Origin of the sequence: Bacteroides salyersiae (assembly GCF_031172035.1) — a bacterium.
GTDB classification, from domain to species: Bacteria; Bacteroidota; Bacteroidia; order Bacteroidales; family Bacteroidaceae; genus Bacteroides; species Bacteroides salyersiae.
Window position 1 is genome coordinate 2098313 of sequence record NZ_CP133452.1, and the last position, 15437, is coordinate 2113749.

General features: G+C 43.5%; 17 protein-coding genes. 4 read left to right on the top strand and 13 right to left on the bottom strand.

Annotated features, from left to right (window positions below):
• Positions 1 to 48 precede the first annotated feature (48 nt).
• The 6 genes from RB604_RS07715 to pyrH all read right to left on the bottom strand — a co-directional run bounded on the left by RB604_RS07715 (position 49) and on the right by pyrH (position 8049).
• The gene (locus tag RB604_RS07715) at positions 49 to 1368 is read right to left on the bottom strand and encodes a TolC family protein (RefSeq protein ID WP_005925994.1); all 1320 of its coding nucleotides are present in this window, start codon (positions 1366 to 1368) and stop codon (positions 49 to 51) included.
• Positions 1365 to 4397, bottom strand: a complete 3033-nt coding sequence (locus RB604_RS07720; RefSeq protein ID WP_055293495.1) for an efflux RND transporter permease subunit — start codon at positions 4395 to 4397, stop codon at positions 1365 to 1367. The genes RB604_RS07715 and RB604_RS07720 overlap by 4 nt, the downstream gene beginning before the upstream one ends.
• Before the next feature lie 12 nt (positions 4398 to 4409).
• Positions 4410 to 5489: an efflux RND transporter periplasmic adaptor subunit gene (locus RB604_RS07725; protein WP_005925988.1), complete on the bottom strand. Its 1080-nt coding sequence runs from the start codon at positions 5487 to 5489 to the stop codon at positions 4410 to 4412.
• A gap of 128 nt (positions 5490 to 5617) precedes the next feature.
• Complete coding sequence (gene rsgA / locus RB604_RS07730) at positions 5618 to 6550, bottom strand: ribosome small subunit-dependent GTPase A (RefSeq protein ID WP_005925985.1); 933 nt, start codon at positions 6548 to 6550, stop codon at positions 5618 to 5620.
• Positions 6551 to 6694: 144 nt separating this feature from the next.
• Entirely contained in the window at positions 6695 to 7255 is a 561-nt protein-coding gene (frr, locus tag RB604_RS07735) for a ribosome recycling factor (RefSeq protein ID WP_005925982.1), read from the bottom strand.
• Positions 7256 to 7338: 83 nt separating this feature from the next.
• Positions 7339 to 8049, bottom strand: a complete 711-nt coding sequence (pyrH, locus tag RB604_RS07740; protein ID WP_005925979.1) for a UMP kinase — start codon at positions 8047 to 8049, stop codon at positions 7339 to 7341.
• Between the two features lie 228 nt (positions 8050 to 8277).
• On the opposite strand from pyrH, the gene RB604_RS07745 reads away from it, so the two are divergent.
• Positions 8278 to 8883 (top strand): hypothetical protein, encoded by a 606-nt coding sequence (locus tag RB604_RS07745; RefSeq protein WP_007478761.1) that lies wholly within the window; start codon positions 8278 to 8280, stop codon positions 8881 to 8883.
• Between the two features lie 266 nt (positions 8884 to 9149).
• Here the strand turns inward: RB604_RS07745 and RB604_RS07750 are convergent, their stop codons facing one another.
• The gene (locus RB604_RS07750; RefSeq protein ID WP_007478760.1) at positions 9150 to 10478 is read right to left on the bottom strand and encodes an MATE family efflux transporter; all 1329 of its coding nucleotides are present in this window, start codon (positions 10476 to 10478) and stop codon (positions 9150 to 9152) included.
• Between the two features lie 139 nt (positions 10479 to 10617).
• On the opposite strand from RB604_RS07750, the gene RB604_RS07755 reads away from it, so the two are divergent.
• Positions 10618 to 11298: a tetratricopeptide repeat protein gene (locus RB604_RS07755; protein ID WP_007478759.1), complete on the top strand. Its 681-nt coding sequence runs from the start codon at positions 10618 to 10620 to the stop codon at positions 11296 to 11298.
• 55 nt (positions 11299 to 11353) lie between these two features.
• On the opposite strand, the gene RB604_RS07760 is transcribed toward RB604_RS07755, so the two are convergent.
• From RB604_RS07760 to RB604_RS07770, 3 genes are read right to left on the bottom strand one after another with little or no spacing between them, the layout of a single operon-like run.
• Positions 11354 to 12121, bottom strand: a complete 768-nt coding sequence (locus RB604_RS07760; RefSeq protein ID WP_005925966.1) for a biotin--[acetyl-CoA-carboxylase] ligase — start codon at positions 12119 to 12121, stop codon at positions 11354 to 11356.
• Positions 12105 to 12461 (bottom strand): MmcQ/YjbR family DNA-binding protein, encoded by a 357-nt coding sequence (locus RB604_RS07765; protein ID WP_005925963.1) that lies wholly within the window; start codon positions 12459 to 12461, stop codon positions 12105 to 12107. Before RB604_RS07765 ends, RB604_RS07760 begins: the two co-directional genes overlap by 17 nt.
• A gap of 6 nt (positions 12462 to 12467) precedes the next feature.
• Positions 12468 to 12833, bottom strand: a complete 366-nt coding sequence (locus RB604_RS07770) for a YraN family protein (protein WP_005925960.1) — start codon at positions 12831 to 12833, stop codon at positions 12468 to 12470.
• A 143-nt stretch (positions 12834 to 12976) separates the two neighbouring features.
• Here RB604_RS07770 and RB604_RS07775 point away from each other — a divergent pair, with 143 nt between their 5' ends.
• Together RB604_RS07775 and RB604_RS07780 are read left to right on the top strand one after the other, a co-directional pair.
• Positions 12977 to 13210: a hypothetical protein gene (locus RB604_RS07775; protein ID WP_005925957.1), complete on the top strand. Its 234-nt coding sequence runs from the start codon at positions 12977 to 12979 to the stop codon at positions 13208 to 13210.
• A 12-nt stretch (positions 13211 to 13222) separates the two neighbouring features.
• Positions 13223 to 13657, top strand: coding sequence for a nucleoside deaminase (locus RB604_RS07780; RefSeq protein WP_007478758.1), 435 nt, complete (start codon positions 13223 to 13225; stop codon positions 13655 to 13657).
• Positions 13658 to 13664: 7 nt separating this feature from the next.
• Here RB604_RS07780 and RB604_RS07785 read toward each other — a convergent pair whose 3' ends face one another.
• The 3 genes from RB604_RS07785 to RB604_RS07795 form a co-directional block, all read right to left on the bottom strand.
• Positions 13665 to 13949, bottom strand: coding sequence for a DUF4834 family protein (locus RB604_RS07785; protein WP_005925952.1), 285 nt, complete (start codon positions 13947 to 13949; stop codon positions 13665 to 13667).
• Between the two features lie 62 nt (positions 13950 to 14011).
• Positions 14012 to 14719, bottom strand: coding sequence for a CDP-diacylglycerol--serine O-phosphatidyltransferase (pssA, locus tag RB604_RS07790; RefSeq protein ID WP_007478757.1), 708 nt, complete (start codon positions 14717 to 14719; stop codon positions 14012 to 14014).
• Positions 14720 to 14730: 11 nt separating this feature from the next.
• Positions 14731 to 15417 (bottom strand): phosphatidylserine decarboxylase family protein, encoded by a 687-nt coding sequence (locus RB604_RS07795; RefSeq protein ID WP_025818970.1) that lies wholly within the window; start codon positions 15415 to 15417, stop codon positions 14731 to 14733.
• Between the last annotated feature and the right edge of the window lie 20 nt (positions 15418 to 15437).

Consider the following 15437-nt stretch of genomic DNA (forward strand, 5'->3'; position numbering starts at 1 on the left):
TAAATATTGTTTTATGTGGGAGAAAAAATGATCACTTATACCTAATCCCTATTCCATGTATTTCAATACCTTGCCACTAATCTGTAAAAGTGAGATCTCGCACAGCTTTGTATCATATTCAGCAGAGAGTATTCGTTCTTCGGCATCCAGTAGGCTCTTTTGAGCTTCACGCATTTCGATACCGGCGAGGTCACCGAGCATATAACGTTCCATAGCTATCTCATGGTTTTCTTTGGCGGCTATAAGATTTTGGCGTTCCAGATTGAGCAATTGCAGGTTATTGCGATAAGCTTGCCACAGGTTACTGATGTCTGCCCGTAATGCTTGTTCCAGTTCTTGACGTTGCAGACGGGAATTTTTTACGGCAATGCTGGCATTGCGTTTTTCACGCCGGCGGTTTCCGTCGAATATATTAAAACCGATGGTCAGTCCGCCATTGAATCCCAAGTTCCCCCGTTGACTGTTGGAAGCTATGTCGTATTTATTGAAAGTATATCCGTAACCGGTGTTCAGTTTCAGGTACGGATAATTACGTGAATTTACTTTTTTATAGTCCAGTTGGGCAATGGTAGTATTCTGATCGGCTTTCAGTAAAGACGCATTGGTTTGCAGCGTGGCATTCCATAGCTCCTCAAAGTTCAGATGGGCGTTTACTTTGATGATGGAGTCTTCGATGAAGAGCGGCTGGTCTACATCCGCATTTGCCATCAGCTCATTCAGATTGATACGGGAGGTATGCAGCAACTCCTGCTGTTTCATATATTTGGCACTGTCTGCATTAAAGTCTACTTTGGCTTGCTGATAGTCGAGACGGGAGAAGTTACCGATGTGATAGCGTTCTTCCACGATGCGGAGCCGTTCTTTAGACAGTTTTACGGCATAGTGCAAATTGGCGAGACGTATTTTTTGCTGGACAAAGTTATAGTATTCTGCGGCAAGGCTGGCCACAAAGTCTTCGATGGCTATACGGGTATTTGTTTCGCCTTGTAGCTCCAGTTCCTTGAGCTTTTGGTAGTTGGCCTGAATGTTGAAGCCGTCGAAAATAGTCCAGTTGAGATTAAGCCCTACATCGATTGTTTGATCGAATACACCGTTTTCTTTGATTGTTTCTCCGCTTTCACGGACTTTCGTTCGGGTGTTGTCTACAGTTCCTTTGTATCCGGCACTGAAATCGAGCGTAGGCAGATAGCCGGCATTTCCTAACGTTGCATTGTTTTTGCTGACCTGCTCTTCATTATGGGTGATGCGCAACGAATAGTTATTCTGTAGTCCTTCTTCCAGACAGGACTTTAAAGTATATACTTGTTTCTGAGCCTGTCCGGTGAGGAGCAGGCTGCAAACGATAGCGAGCATTAAGATTCGTTTCATGATTCTCTTAACTTATTACGGTTCGTTGAAATATAGCTGTATATGGCAGGGACGATGTACATCGTCATCAGTGTGGAGATCAGCATACCGCCTACTACTGCCGTTCCCATGGCGATACGCTGGTTGCAGCCTTCACTGGTGGCAAAGGCAAGTGGTATCAGTCCCAATATGGTAGATGCACTCGTCATTAGGATAGGGCGCAGACGCTGTAATGAAGCATCTTTGATGGCGTTCATTTTATCTTCACCGCTTTCCTGTTTTTGGTTGGCGAACTCCACGATAAGGATACCGTTTTTAGCCACCAATCCGATGAGCATGATAATACCGATCTGGCTGAAGATATTCATCGTTATTCCACCGAAGTACATAAATATCAGTGCACCGGCAATGGCGAGGGGCACGGTCAGCATTACGATTAACGGGTCTTTGAAGCTTTCGAACTGAGCAGCGAGGATCAGATAGATCAGGAAAATAGCCAATATGAAAGCAAACATCAGACTTGATGAACTTTCGCGATACTCTTTGGAGTCTCCGGTCAGTGCGGTACGGAAAGAGTCGTCCAATGTCTCTTTGGCTATCTTATCCATTTCGTCCAGCCCCTGACCGATAGTTTTTCCTTCTGCCAATCCTGCGGAAACCGTGGCCGATGCAAAACGATTGTAACGATACAGTTTCGGAGGGGCGATACCGTTTGTCAGTTCTATGAGGTTGTCGAGCTGTACCATATCCCCTTTGTCGCTTCGCACATAGATGGCTTTCAGATCGGCCGGTTTATTGCGTTGCTGGCGATTGATCTCACCTAAAATCTCGTATTGTTTTCCGTTCATGTAAAAGTATCCCATACGTTGTCCGCTCAGACCGTATTGGAGTGTCTGGGCTATGTTACGGGTACTGACTCCCATGATACTGGCTTTATCACGATTGATATTGATACGGGCTTCGGGCTTGCTGAATTTCAAATCGACATCGGCCATTTGGAATACCGGATTTTCATAAACCTTTGCCATGAATTTCGGCAGTACCTCTTGCAGTTTTTCCAGGTTGGTGGCTTGCAATACATATTGTATCGGCATGCCACCGCGACGTCCGCCGAAAGATGAGGACTGCTGCACGAAAGAACGCGCCATTGTTTTTTTCTGTACGGCTTTTGATAACTCCTCGGCTACGTCCATCTGAGAGTAATCTCGGTCTTTCATGTCTTTCAATGTGATACGCACGTTTCCGCTACCGCTCGAAACGCGGGCTGTCACAGATTCCGCATCGGGAATGATCGAATCTACCAAATCATTGATATCTTCTGTATAATCCCGTATATATTCGTAGGTTACTCCTTCTGCTCCGCGTGTATTTATACTGATTTGTGAGCGGTCTTCAAGCGGAGCCATTTCTGCCGGAATGTATCCCCACAAAAAGACAATGATACCGATGGTAACGGCGATAACCGGAAGTGCCAACCAGCGCTTTTTCAGGAAAGCTGCCAGTGAACGGCTGTAAATGCGGTTTATCCCTTCGAAAAAGGGTTCTGTTTTCCTGTAAAACCAATTCTGCTTTTCACGTTTTATCAATAGCTTGGTGGCAAGCATCGGTGTGAAAGTCAATGCGGCGAAAGAGGAAATGATAACCGATCCTGAAATAACCAAGCTGAACTCACGGAAGAGTTTACCTGTCATACCATCCATGAATACGATGGGGAAGAATACGGCTACCAGTGTGATGGTGGTGGAGATAACGGCAAAGAAAATTTCTTTTGCTCCCTCGATACCGGCCTCTTTAGGTGCCATTCCTTGTTCGATACGCACATAGATGTTCTCTGTCATTACAATGGCATCGTCTACCACAAGTCCCACCGATAGTACGACGGCAAGCATGGAAAGCACATTGATGGAAAATCCTGCCAGATACATGACGAAAAATGCACCGATCAATGAAACGGGGATCACGATGCAAGGCACGAGTGTTACGCGCCAGTCACGTAAGAAAAGGAAGATAATGATGATGACCAATATGAATGCTTCGTATACAGTCTGTTCGACCTCATCGATAGAAGCACGGATAAATTTGGTATTGTCGAATCCGTAATTGTAATGTACATCTTCGGGAAGGTCTTTTTGCATCCTTTCCATACGGTCGTACACGGCATCGGCTATTTTAATATGGTTAGCTCCCGGTTGGGGGATGACTACCACACCTACCATCGGAACGCCGTTCATCTTCATGTAGCTCTTTATATCTGCCGGGCCTAATTCGGCACGACCGATATCGCTGAAACGCACAATCTGGTTGTTGTCTTCCTTGATGATCAGATCATTAAACTCATCTGCCGTATGCATCAAACCTAAAGTACGGATCGTCAGTTCTATCGTATTTCCTTCAATGCTGCCTGAGGGAAGTTCCACGTTTTCATTGTCGACTGCATTTTTCACGTCTACGGGAGTGATACCGTAACCGGACATCTTGATCGGATCGAGCCACAGACGCATGGAGTAGCGCTTTTCACCCCAAATGGATACACTGCTCACATCAGATATTGTCTGAAGTTGCTCTTTTACAGTGAGGTCGGCTATTTCACTCAGTTCCAGCAGCGATCGCCGTTCGCTTTGGAGAGCTACCATCAGGATCGGCGTAGCGTCGGCATCTGCTTTCGATACCGTAGGAGGATCACAGTCGCGGGGAAGATAACGTTGTGCACGCGATACTTTGTCGCGCACGTCATTGGCTGCGGTTTCCAGATCGACGGACAATTCGAACTCTACGGTAATGCGGCATTGTCCCTGCTGGCTGACGCTTGAAAGCGAGCGGATACCGGGAATACCGTTGATGTTCTGTTCCAACGGTTCGGTAATCTGATTCTCGATAACATCGGCATTTGCACCGGGATAGGAACAGGAAACCGAAATGATAGGATTATCTACCGACGGATATTCACGGACGCCGAGATAGCTGTATCCGATGAATCCGAAGAGAAGGATAATGAGGGTTAATACCGTCGATAATACCGGCCGGCGTATACTTAATTCGGATATATTCATAAGGCGGCAGGTTTAATCGATGTTATCAAGAGTTACTGGTAATCCTGTACGGAGTTGCAAGGTTCCCGAAGTGATGATTGTATCGCCTACTTGCAATCCCCGCAATACTTGCACTTCTGCTTCGGTACGGATACCGGTCAATATTTCCACTGGTTGCGCTTTTCCGTCTTTATAAAGATATATTTTATCTTTACCCATTTCCGGTACGATCGCTTCCGAAGGTACTGCAATGGCATTCGGAATCTCTTCTTTTTTCAGATGGACACTGACGTATCGGCCAGGGAGTATGCTCCCGTTGCTGTTCGGATAAAGTGCGCGTACGGTAAGGGTGTGCATATCACTGATTTTAGACTCTGTGGCATATACTTTAGCCGGGAATCCGTCCAGTTTTCCTTCCAGGTTGAAAATCAGGTTCGCTCCTCTTTTCACTTCTCCGGCATAGCGTTCCGGAACGGAAAATTCTACTTTCAAAGGGGAAATTTTTGTGAGTTTTGCTACAATGGTGCTGGGAGAGGCATATGCACCGACACTGACCTGGCGCAAACCTATCACTCCGTCAAACGGTGCACGGAGTTCCGTCAGTGCGATATTGGCTTTTACGATATCTATGTCGGCATTCAGGGTAGCCAGTTCTGTTTTTACCTGTTCGTAAGCCTCTTTACTTACGGCGTCTCTTTCAAGAAGTGCATTCTGACGAAATACGCGGTCTTCCGCCAGTTTCAGTTGGGAAACGAGACGTTGAAGTTGGGCTTGCAACTGTCGGTCGTTGACTTTGGCCAGTAACTGTCCTTTCTGAACGGTACTACCTTCGTCAAAGTTTATTTCTACAATCTTTCCGGATGTTTCGAATGAAAGGTCTACCTCTTCATCCGGCAGCAGGCTACCGCTAATCCGGATTTCATCAGTAAGCAGTTGCGGTTTGATAATCCGTGCATTTACATTTAGAATTCTCTTGTTCCCTTTCTGAGCTTTGGATACTTTATCGGCAGCAGCCAATTCTTCATTTTGTTTAGGCATTTGAGAGTAGATGCCACCTCCTATTAATCCGGCACCTACAAGAATAATAATACCCCATTTAATTCTCTTGTCCATGTATGTTTTATGTTATATAGGTACATGTGGCAGTGCACCTGTTAAATATAGCAATTGATAATCTTGTAGGTTAGACAGGAGTATGGCAGGAAAGTTTAATATGTGTAGCGTGAAAAAGAGTTAATAAATTAATAGGCTGCTCGGTATTTTCCTTCCTCTTTATCTTCGAGCATATTGAGGTAGGAGGTATAGCGTGATTCGCTGATATAGTGCTGCTCTACGGCTTGTCTTACTGCACAACCAGGCTCTTGACGATGGGTGCAGTTGTTGTATTTACAGTCGGCAGAAAATTTGAATATTTCGGGGAAGTAATGTCCGATTTCTTCTTCTTCCATGTTGAATGTTCCGAACCCTTTGATGCCCGGAGTATCGATGATATACCCTCCTCCTTCAACGGGAAACATTTCGGAGAAAGTGGTGGTATGCATTCCTTTGTTGTGATAAGTAGATATTTCTGCCGTTTTGACTTCTTGTCCCGGAAGTATGGCATTGATAAGTGTGGATTTTCCTACTCCCGAATGTCCGGAGAAGAGCGTAATCCGTCCTTTTAATTCTTTTTGAATGGCATCGATTCCTTGTTTGCTTTTAGCGGAAATCTTAAAGCAGGGATAGCCGATATGGGTATAAAGGTTAATGAGACTGTCTAAATAATGAAGTTCATCTTCATCATATGCATCGACTTTATTGAATACCAGTTTGACAGGTATACGATAAGCTTCCGCCGAAGCTAAAAAACGATCGATAAAGATGGTGGATGTTTCGGGGTAATTGATTGTCACCACCAGCATGCATTGGTCAAGGTTGGCGGCGAGAATATGTGATTGCTTGGAAAGATTCGAAGACCGGCGGATGATATAATTCTTTCTATCTTCTATTTCGTTAATGAATGCAGTACCTTCCTGGTTCAGTATAATTTGCACCCGGTCGCCTACTGCCACAGGATTTGTGCTCCGTATTCCTTTCAGACGGAAATTCCCCTTTATCTTACACTCGATAAATTGTCCGTCATCTGTCCTGACTTGATACCAGCTTCCTGTATTCTTTATAACTAATCCACGCATATTTTATTTAGTTGAAAGTTGAGAGTTGAAAGTTGAGAATTCTTAGATAGTTGAGAGTTACCCGTCACTTAAAAGTGGAAAATTACTTATGCAATCACGCTGAATAGTAACTTTCAACTTTCAACTCTCAACTTTCAACTAAATTTACACTGTCATTATCTCCTTATCCTTTTCAGCCAGCATGTCGTCGATCTGCTTGATATACTTATCATGAATCTTTTGCAGTTTGGCTTCGGCATTCTTTTGTTCATCTTCTGCAAGACCTTCTTTAACTGCTTTTTTCAGTGTATCTATACCGTCACGGCGCGCATTGCGTACACTGACTTTGGCTGTTTCACCTTCGGCCTTACATTGTTTTGCCAATTGTTTACGGCGTTCTTCAGTCAACGGAGGAATACCGATGCGGATAATTTCTCCATTGTTTTCGGGCATGATACCCAAGTCGGAATCAATGATTGCCTTTTCGATAACCCGGAACATGCTTTTGTCCCACGGCTTAATCGTGATACTACGCGCATCCGGCGTAGTTACAGCTGCCACGTTGCTGATTGGTACCATACTTCCGTAAGAATCCACACGGATTCCGTCCAATAGTCTCGTACTTGCTTTTCCGGCACGAATATGAGCCAATGCCTCTTCCAGGTACATGATGGCCATATCCATTTTCTCTTGTGAATCGTTGATACAAGTCTTAACGTCTATCATATCTTTTAGTTTTTATAGTTTTGCTATTTTTACTGAATATAGAACAAAAGTAGATTATTTTTTGCTTATCTGCAAATATACTGTTAATTATGCACGACTGTACCGATTTCTTTTCCTTCGATGACTTTCTTCAGATTTCCCACGGTGTCCATATCGAATACTACAATCGGCAGATTGTTTTCTTTGCACATGCACGTGGCTGTGAGGTCCATTACTTTCAGGCCGCGCTTCAACACTTCATCATAGGTGATGTCATTGAATTTTGTAGCAGTCGGGTCTTTCTCCGGATCGGCCGTATAAATGCCATCCACCCGTGTGCCTTTCAGCATGACGTCTGCTTCTATTTCGATGCCACGGAGAGAAGAACCGGTATCAGTAGTAAAGAAGGGGTTTCCGGTTCCGGCAGACATGATTACGATTTCTCCGGCTTCCATATATTCAATGGCTTTCCACTTGCTGTAGAATTCGCCTATCGGTTCCATACGGATAGCTGTCAGTACACGGGCTTTCACACCGGCTGCCACCAATGCCGAACTAAGGGCAAGGCTGTTCATTACGGTAGCTAACATCCCCATCTGGTCTCCTTTTACGCGGTCGTATCCTTTACCTGCACCGGTCAATCCACGAAAGAAGTTACCACCGCCGATTACGATTCCTATCTGTACTCCTTGTTCATGAATTTCTTTGATTTGGGCTGCATACTCTGCCAGTCTTTTCTCGTCGATACCGCTTTTCTTTTCTCCCATCAAGCTTTCACCACTGAGCTTTAATAGGATTCTCTTGTATTTTGTCATAAGATATATATTATTTAGTTTGTGCAAATATAAGGAATATAAATGAATATCATATTGTTTGGCTTACAGGATGTGAGAAATATGTAATCGGGGACTGTTTGTAATTTACGGAAAAGAGGGGTTGTCTGCCCGGCTTCGGATTGAGATAATTGTAATAGCATTTGGGACAATGCTGCAAAGCGGTATAAGGGATATTGCCTTTCTTTGGAGGTCAAAAAAATAATTATTATGAAGAATAGTATTAAATTGCTTTTAACGGGAGTGGTTTCTGCATTATGTGCAGGGATTCTCCGAGCCCAGGACAGTTGGCAGTCGCAACTCTTAAAGGTGGCCGGTGACGGAGCACTGACTTATATTCAAAATGCCGACGGATTTGTTTTGCCTGATTTCAGTCAGGCTGGATATAGGAATGGAGAACCGGTACCGATAATAGATATGCCGGACCGGACGGAAACGATCAGTCCGCTGCCGGATGTTGCTGCGGATAATACGGCGCACATTCAGGCTGCCATCAATAAGGTAAGTGCTCGTACTAATATTACTACGGAAAAAGTGATGCCGGGTGATTATAGTTTCAGTGTGGCAGATGCGGGTGCCTACAAAGTGGGGTATCTTATTTGCGTGAAGTATCCCACGACGACGGCTTGGCTGGAGGCTGTGTGGCATGGTGGGAACTCCAAACGGAATACGGATGAATCGATGAAGTGGAAAACGAGTGATGTAGACATGTCTTATCACCGATATATCAAGAAGATAGAAGGGAATGTCGTTACATTGGATGCGCCGTTGTACTACACGCTCGATAAGACTTATGCACAAGCCTATATAAGATAAATAATATTACGACTATCCGTCATAATATCGGTATCGAGAATTTACACATCTCTTTCGAGCGTACTCCAGCCAGTTCGAAAGCGAACGTCGATCAGAATTGTATCTATATGAGTTCATTGGAGAATAGCTGGGTGAAAGGGGGGGCTATGACCGGGTTTATCCATGCCGGTATCTAATATACAGAATGAAGGTAGGGCAACTTACTCCACAAAGGTCTATGCAAAATAGAGATCTGTATAAAAAAAAGTAGAATCTAAACGGACTTTCTAAGTAGTGGGAAAGATATTCAGGATTTTTCTTGAAAGGAAAGCCTGTATGATTCCGCGTAGAAAAAGGTAGATGAGAAAGGCCATCCATAAGGCGTGATTTCCCATCAGGCTATGGAAGGAATAATAAGTGGCAAAAAAGCAGGTGGAAGCTATAAACATAGAAACAAGCATTTGCCGGGTAGCTGTGGCGCCGATAAAGATACCGTCCCAAAGAAAAGCGGAAAATCCGGCAAGAGGAATAGCAAGCACCCAATAAAAATAATTTTCTGCTTCGTTGATAACATCGACTTCATTGGTGAGTAATCCGAGAAAGGATCTACCGCCAATAGCGTAAAGCAGGGTAAAACATAGAGAAAGTCCGATGCCCCAGCCAAACAGTTGCCGGACAGTCTGATGAAAGGCTGTCCGGTTACGGGCACCGATATACTTACCGGCCAGAGCTTCGCCGGCATAGGCAAAACCGTCCATAATATAAGAGAAAAGGGTGAATAGTTGCATTAACAAAGTGTTCACGGCAAGTACGGTCTCACCTTGTGCGGCTCCGGCAGATGTGAAAAACATCGTGACGATTACCAGACAAAGGGTACGGAAGAAAATATCACGGTTCACCGAAAAGAAACGGGACATAGCCTGCTTTTGCCAAATGCCTTTTATGGCAATACGTTTACGTAGCGGTTTGTAATGGCGCATCCATAATAGGAGAGCCATCAGGAATCCGGCGTATTGGGCTATGAGTGTGCCTAAGGCGACTCCTTCTACTTTCATATTCAGTAGGTAGACAAAGCTGAGGCTGGCTATTATATTCACGATATTCTGTGTGATCGCGATATACATGGGAAAACGTGAATTCTGCATCCCGATAAACCATCCTGCAAAACCATAAAGTCCGAGTACGGCAGGGGCACCCCAGATACAGATACGAAAATAGAGAGTTGCCAGATTCTCTACTTCACGGGTAGTAGTGATAAGGGTAAAAGCTGTTTTTTGTATGGGATATTGGAGTAGTAGCAGGCAAAGCGCAATCAGCAATCCTATGCCGACAGATCGTAACAATAAGCGGGTAACTTCGTCCAAATTGCGTTGCCCGTAGGCTTGCGAGGTCATTCCGCTTGTTCCCATACGCAGAAAACCGAAAATCCAATAAATAATATTGAATAACATGCCTCCTATGGCAATTGCTCCGATATAGGCGGCGGAACCTAAATGCCCTACGATCGTGACGTCGATCAGCCCCAGCAGAGGGACTGTTATATTCGAAATAATAGAGGGTATTGCTATCTCGAGGATGCGTTTGTTTCCGGTGTTGATCGATCTCTTTTTATCCATTTGAAGGCAAAGTTATATTAAAAAATATATATCATGAAATTTAACTGAACAATAACGCTATTTAAATAGTTCGTAATAAACAAATGAGAATAAAAATCATTATCTTTGCAGAGCGCTTAACTAAATAAATATTAATGAGATGAAAACCTTAACTTTGCTATTTACTTTTTTAATTTCTTTTCCGTTGGCACTTTCGGCTCAGTCCGCCGAAGATGTACTGCAGAAGGTTTCGGTGGCCATGACTGCCGAACAGTGGGAGCAAGCGGTCAGTTTGTTCCGCCAGGCTATTCAGTTGAATGCTGATAAGTCGGAGATGTTTTATTGGACAAGCGTTGATAAGGCTAGCAGTGTGGGTACTAAAATGGCTCAGGAACTTGCTTTTCATTACAAAACTATGCGGAATTATGACAAAGCTTACCTCTTCTGTAAAGAAGTGCTTCAAAAGAATCCTAATGACGTGAAGTGGCTTGCTGCCTGCGCGGAAACAGAAGTGTGTCGTGGAAAAGAAAAAGATGCCTTGCTGACCTATCAGAAGGTACTTTCGCTGGATGTAAATCATTTGGCCGCTAATATATTTGTCGGAAACTATTATTATCTGATGGCGGAGCAGGAAAAGCAGCAACTGATGCGTGATTATAAAAAGATCAGTTCGCCTACCCGGATGCAGTATGCCCGTTATAAAGACGGATTAAGTAAACTTATGACAGATGGCTACGGTAAGGCGAAAGAATATTTACAGAATGTGATCCGACAGTTTCCCTCTGCAGAGGTAATGAAAACGCTGGAGAAGATAAAAAAGATGGAAGCGGAAATGAAATAGCTGCTTAAGGTATCTGAAAAGGCAGACTGATTGTGTTTTTGTGCAATGCGAAGTTTTAATGAAGTATGTATTGTACCTCTTTAAATAGATAATTTCGTATAGTTCCTGTTTGGTCCTCAAGGATAAACCGCCCGTCTGGTTCTACTCGTAACAAGCGGGCCATAAAATCTCCGTTAGCATCGGTGTACCGATGAAAACCTTCCTTGCGAAAAAGGGAGCAGGCATAGCGGTCGGCAATAAGAGATTGGATATCGGCTTTTCCGGTTGCCAGCAAATTATAGTAAGTTTTTATCCGTTTCATCACGGAAGCGAGTATCTGGGGACAGTCATAGGACTGACCGTTGATTTGTTTCAGAGATACGGGATTGGGAGCGTCACTACAGAACGTTTCCTGATTGACGTTGATCCCGATCCCTGTGATGCTGCGGCTGATATGTACACCTGTCAGATCGTTTTCAATGAGCATGCCGCAAATTTTCTTGTCTTTCCAATATATATCGTTCGGCCATTTGATAGAAATGTTCGAAACATATCTTTCCAATTCTTCTTTAATGGCCAATGATATGATTTGCGATAGCAGGAATTGTCTGCGGGCTTTCAGAAAAGTGGGATAGAGGACAAAGCTGAACATCAGGTTTTGTCCGGCTTCCGATTCCCAACTGTTGCCGCGTTGACCTCTGCCCGAAGTTTGGAAATCGGCGGTTATGGTAGTCAGCTCTTCTACACATTGTTTGTTACAGAGTTCATTCAGGTATTTATTGGTCGAATCTGTCTCTTCCAAATGAATCAAAGGGACAGGGAATGTTTTAGGGAAGTGCATCATATTCGGCGCGTAATTTCTTCGTGAATTTTTTTATGACTTCTTCATATGAGTGATCTATTAACTGCTCTATCAGACGATCGTCTGCATCCAGGTCAAAGCAGACTTTATTCCAGTATTTCTTATTGAAGTGATAGGCACCCTCTATGGCGGTATAACGTTCACGCAGTTCAAGGGCATACTCAGGATCACATTTTAAGGCGATGGTATTGGCGCTTTCCAGATCGATAAGAGCAAACATTTTGCCCATTACTTTTATTACGAGTGACACGTCATCGAATGGAAGACATTCAATCGTTCCTTTTTTGTTTAAACAGTATTCTCTGGCTCTTTCTACATTCATGTCTTTTTAAAATAAGGGTGGATAAAAAGCTTCTTTTATATGCTCTATTTTAAAATTGCCGGTCCGGCCTATGGCTGTGATGATATCAAAGCGTACCGGTGCGTCAATTTGGAAAAGTTTGATATAGGTATCTGCGGCTCTCACCGTGTTTTTTATCTTTTGGTGGGTTACTGCATCTTCCGGTTGCATGACATCATTGCTACTTCGTGTTTTGACCTCTACAACGATCAATTCATTATCCTTAGCTGCCACAATATCCAATTCGAGATGACCCTTTCGCCAGTTTCGGTGTCGGATCACATAACCACGGGCTTCCAGATAAGCTACCGCAGCAGTTTCTCCGGCTTTTCCTAATTCGTTGTGCTCGGCCATATTTTTTGAGTAGTCAGTAGTTAGAATTTAGTAGCTGGCAGCTGGGACTTAGTGGCTAATAACCATAATTTAGCTGTCGGAATGCAAAAATACTCTTTTTTATTCTTTGTTTTTACAGAAGGAAAAGTAATTTTGCAAAATATATGAAAAGGAGAGGGAAAAAGTGTCTGAGAATGCACGACGAAGTTACAAAGCGTGAACGGAGGATGAGCATTTTATTAAGCGAAGACGAGCAGATGATTGTAGATCGTTATTTGGAAAAGTATAAGATCACAAATAAATCACGTTGGCTTCGCGAGACGATTCTTATGTTTATTCATAAGAATATGGAAGAAGATTATCCCACCCTTTTTGGTGAGCACGATATGAGACGCTGATAATGTAATGATATGCTGGATGATACTTATTTTATGAAGCAAGCGCTTGTTGAAGCGCAGAAAGCGGCTGATAGGGGAGAAGTTCCCGTAGGTGCTGTGGTCGTATGTAAGGAGCGTATTATCGGGCGTGCCCACAATCTGACGGAAACACTGAATGATGTGACTGCCCATGCCGAGATGCAAGCCATCACTGCTGCCGCTAATGTTCTTGGTGGAAAATATCTGAATGAATGTACGCTCTATGTAACTGTGGAACCCTGCGTAATGTGTGCCGGGGCTATAGCTTGGGCACAAACTGGAAGATTAGTATTTGGAGCGGAAGACGAGAAGCGTGGATATCAACGGTATGCCGCTCAGGCATTGCACCCCAAAACGATCGTTGTCAAAGGGGTGCTTGCGGAAGAGTGTGCTGCATTGATGAAAGCCTTTTTTGCAGCGAAAAGATGAATAATTATTAATTAATTTCTTCAAAGTCAACGTATTCTCCTTCGTCTTTCGTGAAGATCTTCTTATGCTTTCGGGGGTGGATGTTCTCTTCCGTATTGCATACTTCCTCTTCTTCCTCTCTTCTTTGAGAACTTTGCTGTTGTCTCCTCTCACCGGATGTTGCATAAGTGTGCGGAGTTGGTCGTGAACGTCGTCCGAAGCCGAAAATAGCTCGTAGGATGCCGCCTATGACTGAGACGCCGATAATAAAGATAGCTATGATAAAAATGAATATTAATCCTAAGATATGCATGGGCTATTAGTTTTATACGTTGTTTGAAACTGATAGTACAACAAACGTGCCAAAAGGATTGTTTATTTATTTTTTCTTGTAAAAAGTGAAAGTATAATATACCATACGATTACTGCTGCAAATCCGCTAATGCCTAATAAAATAAGTAGTGGAATACATATGATCAGAAAGATGAAACTGACTTTGTTGTCTTTCCAGGATAAATTTTTAAATTTTAATGAGAACATTGGAATCTCCGACACCAATAGCCATGAAAAAAGTATTACCAATATCAAAATGTAGACGGGATGACAAGCCGGAGTTATGAGAAAATCATGGGCTCCTACTATCAATGATCCCCAAAACAGTGCATTGGCAGGTACCGGAAGACCGATGAAAGAAGTAGTTTGACGAGTGTCATTATTGAATTTAGCTAATCGCAGGCCTGAAAACACTGCAATAAGAAAAGCTGCATATGGCATATAAGGAGCTATGAATTCGATATTTGCAGGATAGTGCATCTCTTTAAATAGGGAGAAGATGATAAATGCAGGTGCTGCGCCAAAACTGATGTCGTCAGCCAATGAATCCAAATCTTTACCGATTGGGGAATGAGCATTCAGTAAGCGTGCCAGCATGCCATCGAAAAAGTCAAAAACCGCACTTAGTATAATAAAAATAAAAGCCAATTCGTAGCGTGCTTCAAAAGCCATGACACAAGCAATGCAACCGGAAAAAAGATTTAGGCAGGTTACTGTGTTGGGGATATATTTAGTGAAAATGTTTGCCATTGTGACAGTTTTTATTTCAGTTTGGCGATAACCGTTTGATTACCGGTTGTTAATTGTCCCATTGTAACACATATCTCTGTACCCAATGGAAGGTATACATCCACACGCGAACCGAATTTGATGAATCCCATGTGCTCGTCGATGTAACACTCTTCGCCTACTTCGGCATAAGTGACGATGCGGCGTGCCATTGCTCCGGCAATCTGACGTGTCAGAATCTCCACACCTTCCGGGGTTTCGATGACTACTGTAGAGCGCTCGTTTTCTGTGCTGGCTTTGGGCAGCCAGGCTTTCATGAATTTACCATTGTGGTGGGATACCTTTTTCACTGTCCCGTCTACCGGATACCAATTGGCATGTACATTCAGGATGCTCATAAAGATAGATACCATAATACGACGGTCGTGAAAATATTCGTGTTCGTCCACTTCCTCGATAACTACAATCTTGCCATCAGCGGGTGCTACGACTATCTTTTCCGTTTCTTCTCCGAAAAGACGCTTCGGACAACGGAAGAAGTTAACCATCAATCCGTAAACGATGATACTGGTCAGAACCACCAGATAAAAAGGCAGTTTACATTCTATTCCATAGTAAAGGGCGACATTGATAAGTAGTAGTAACAGCAAGCTGCCCCATAATATGTGTGTGCCTTCACGGTGAATACGTATCTTTTTTAATTTCTTAAGTCGACCCATGTGCGCTAATGAATGATAAT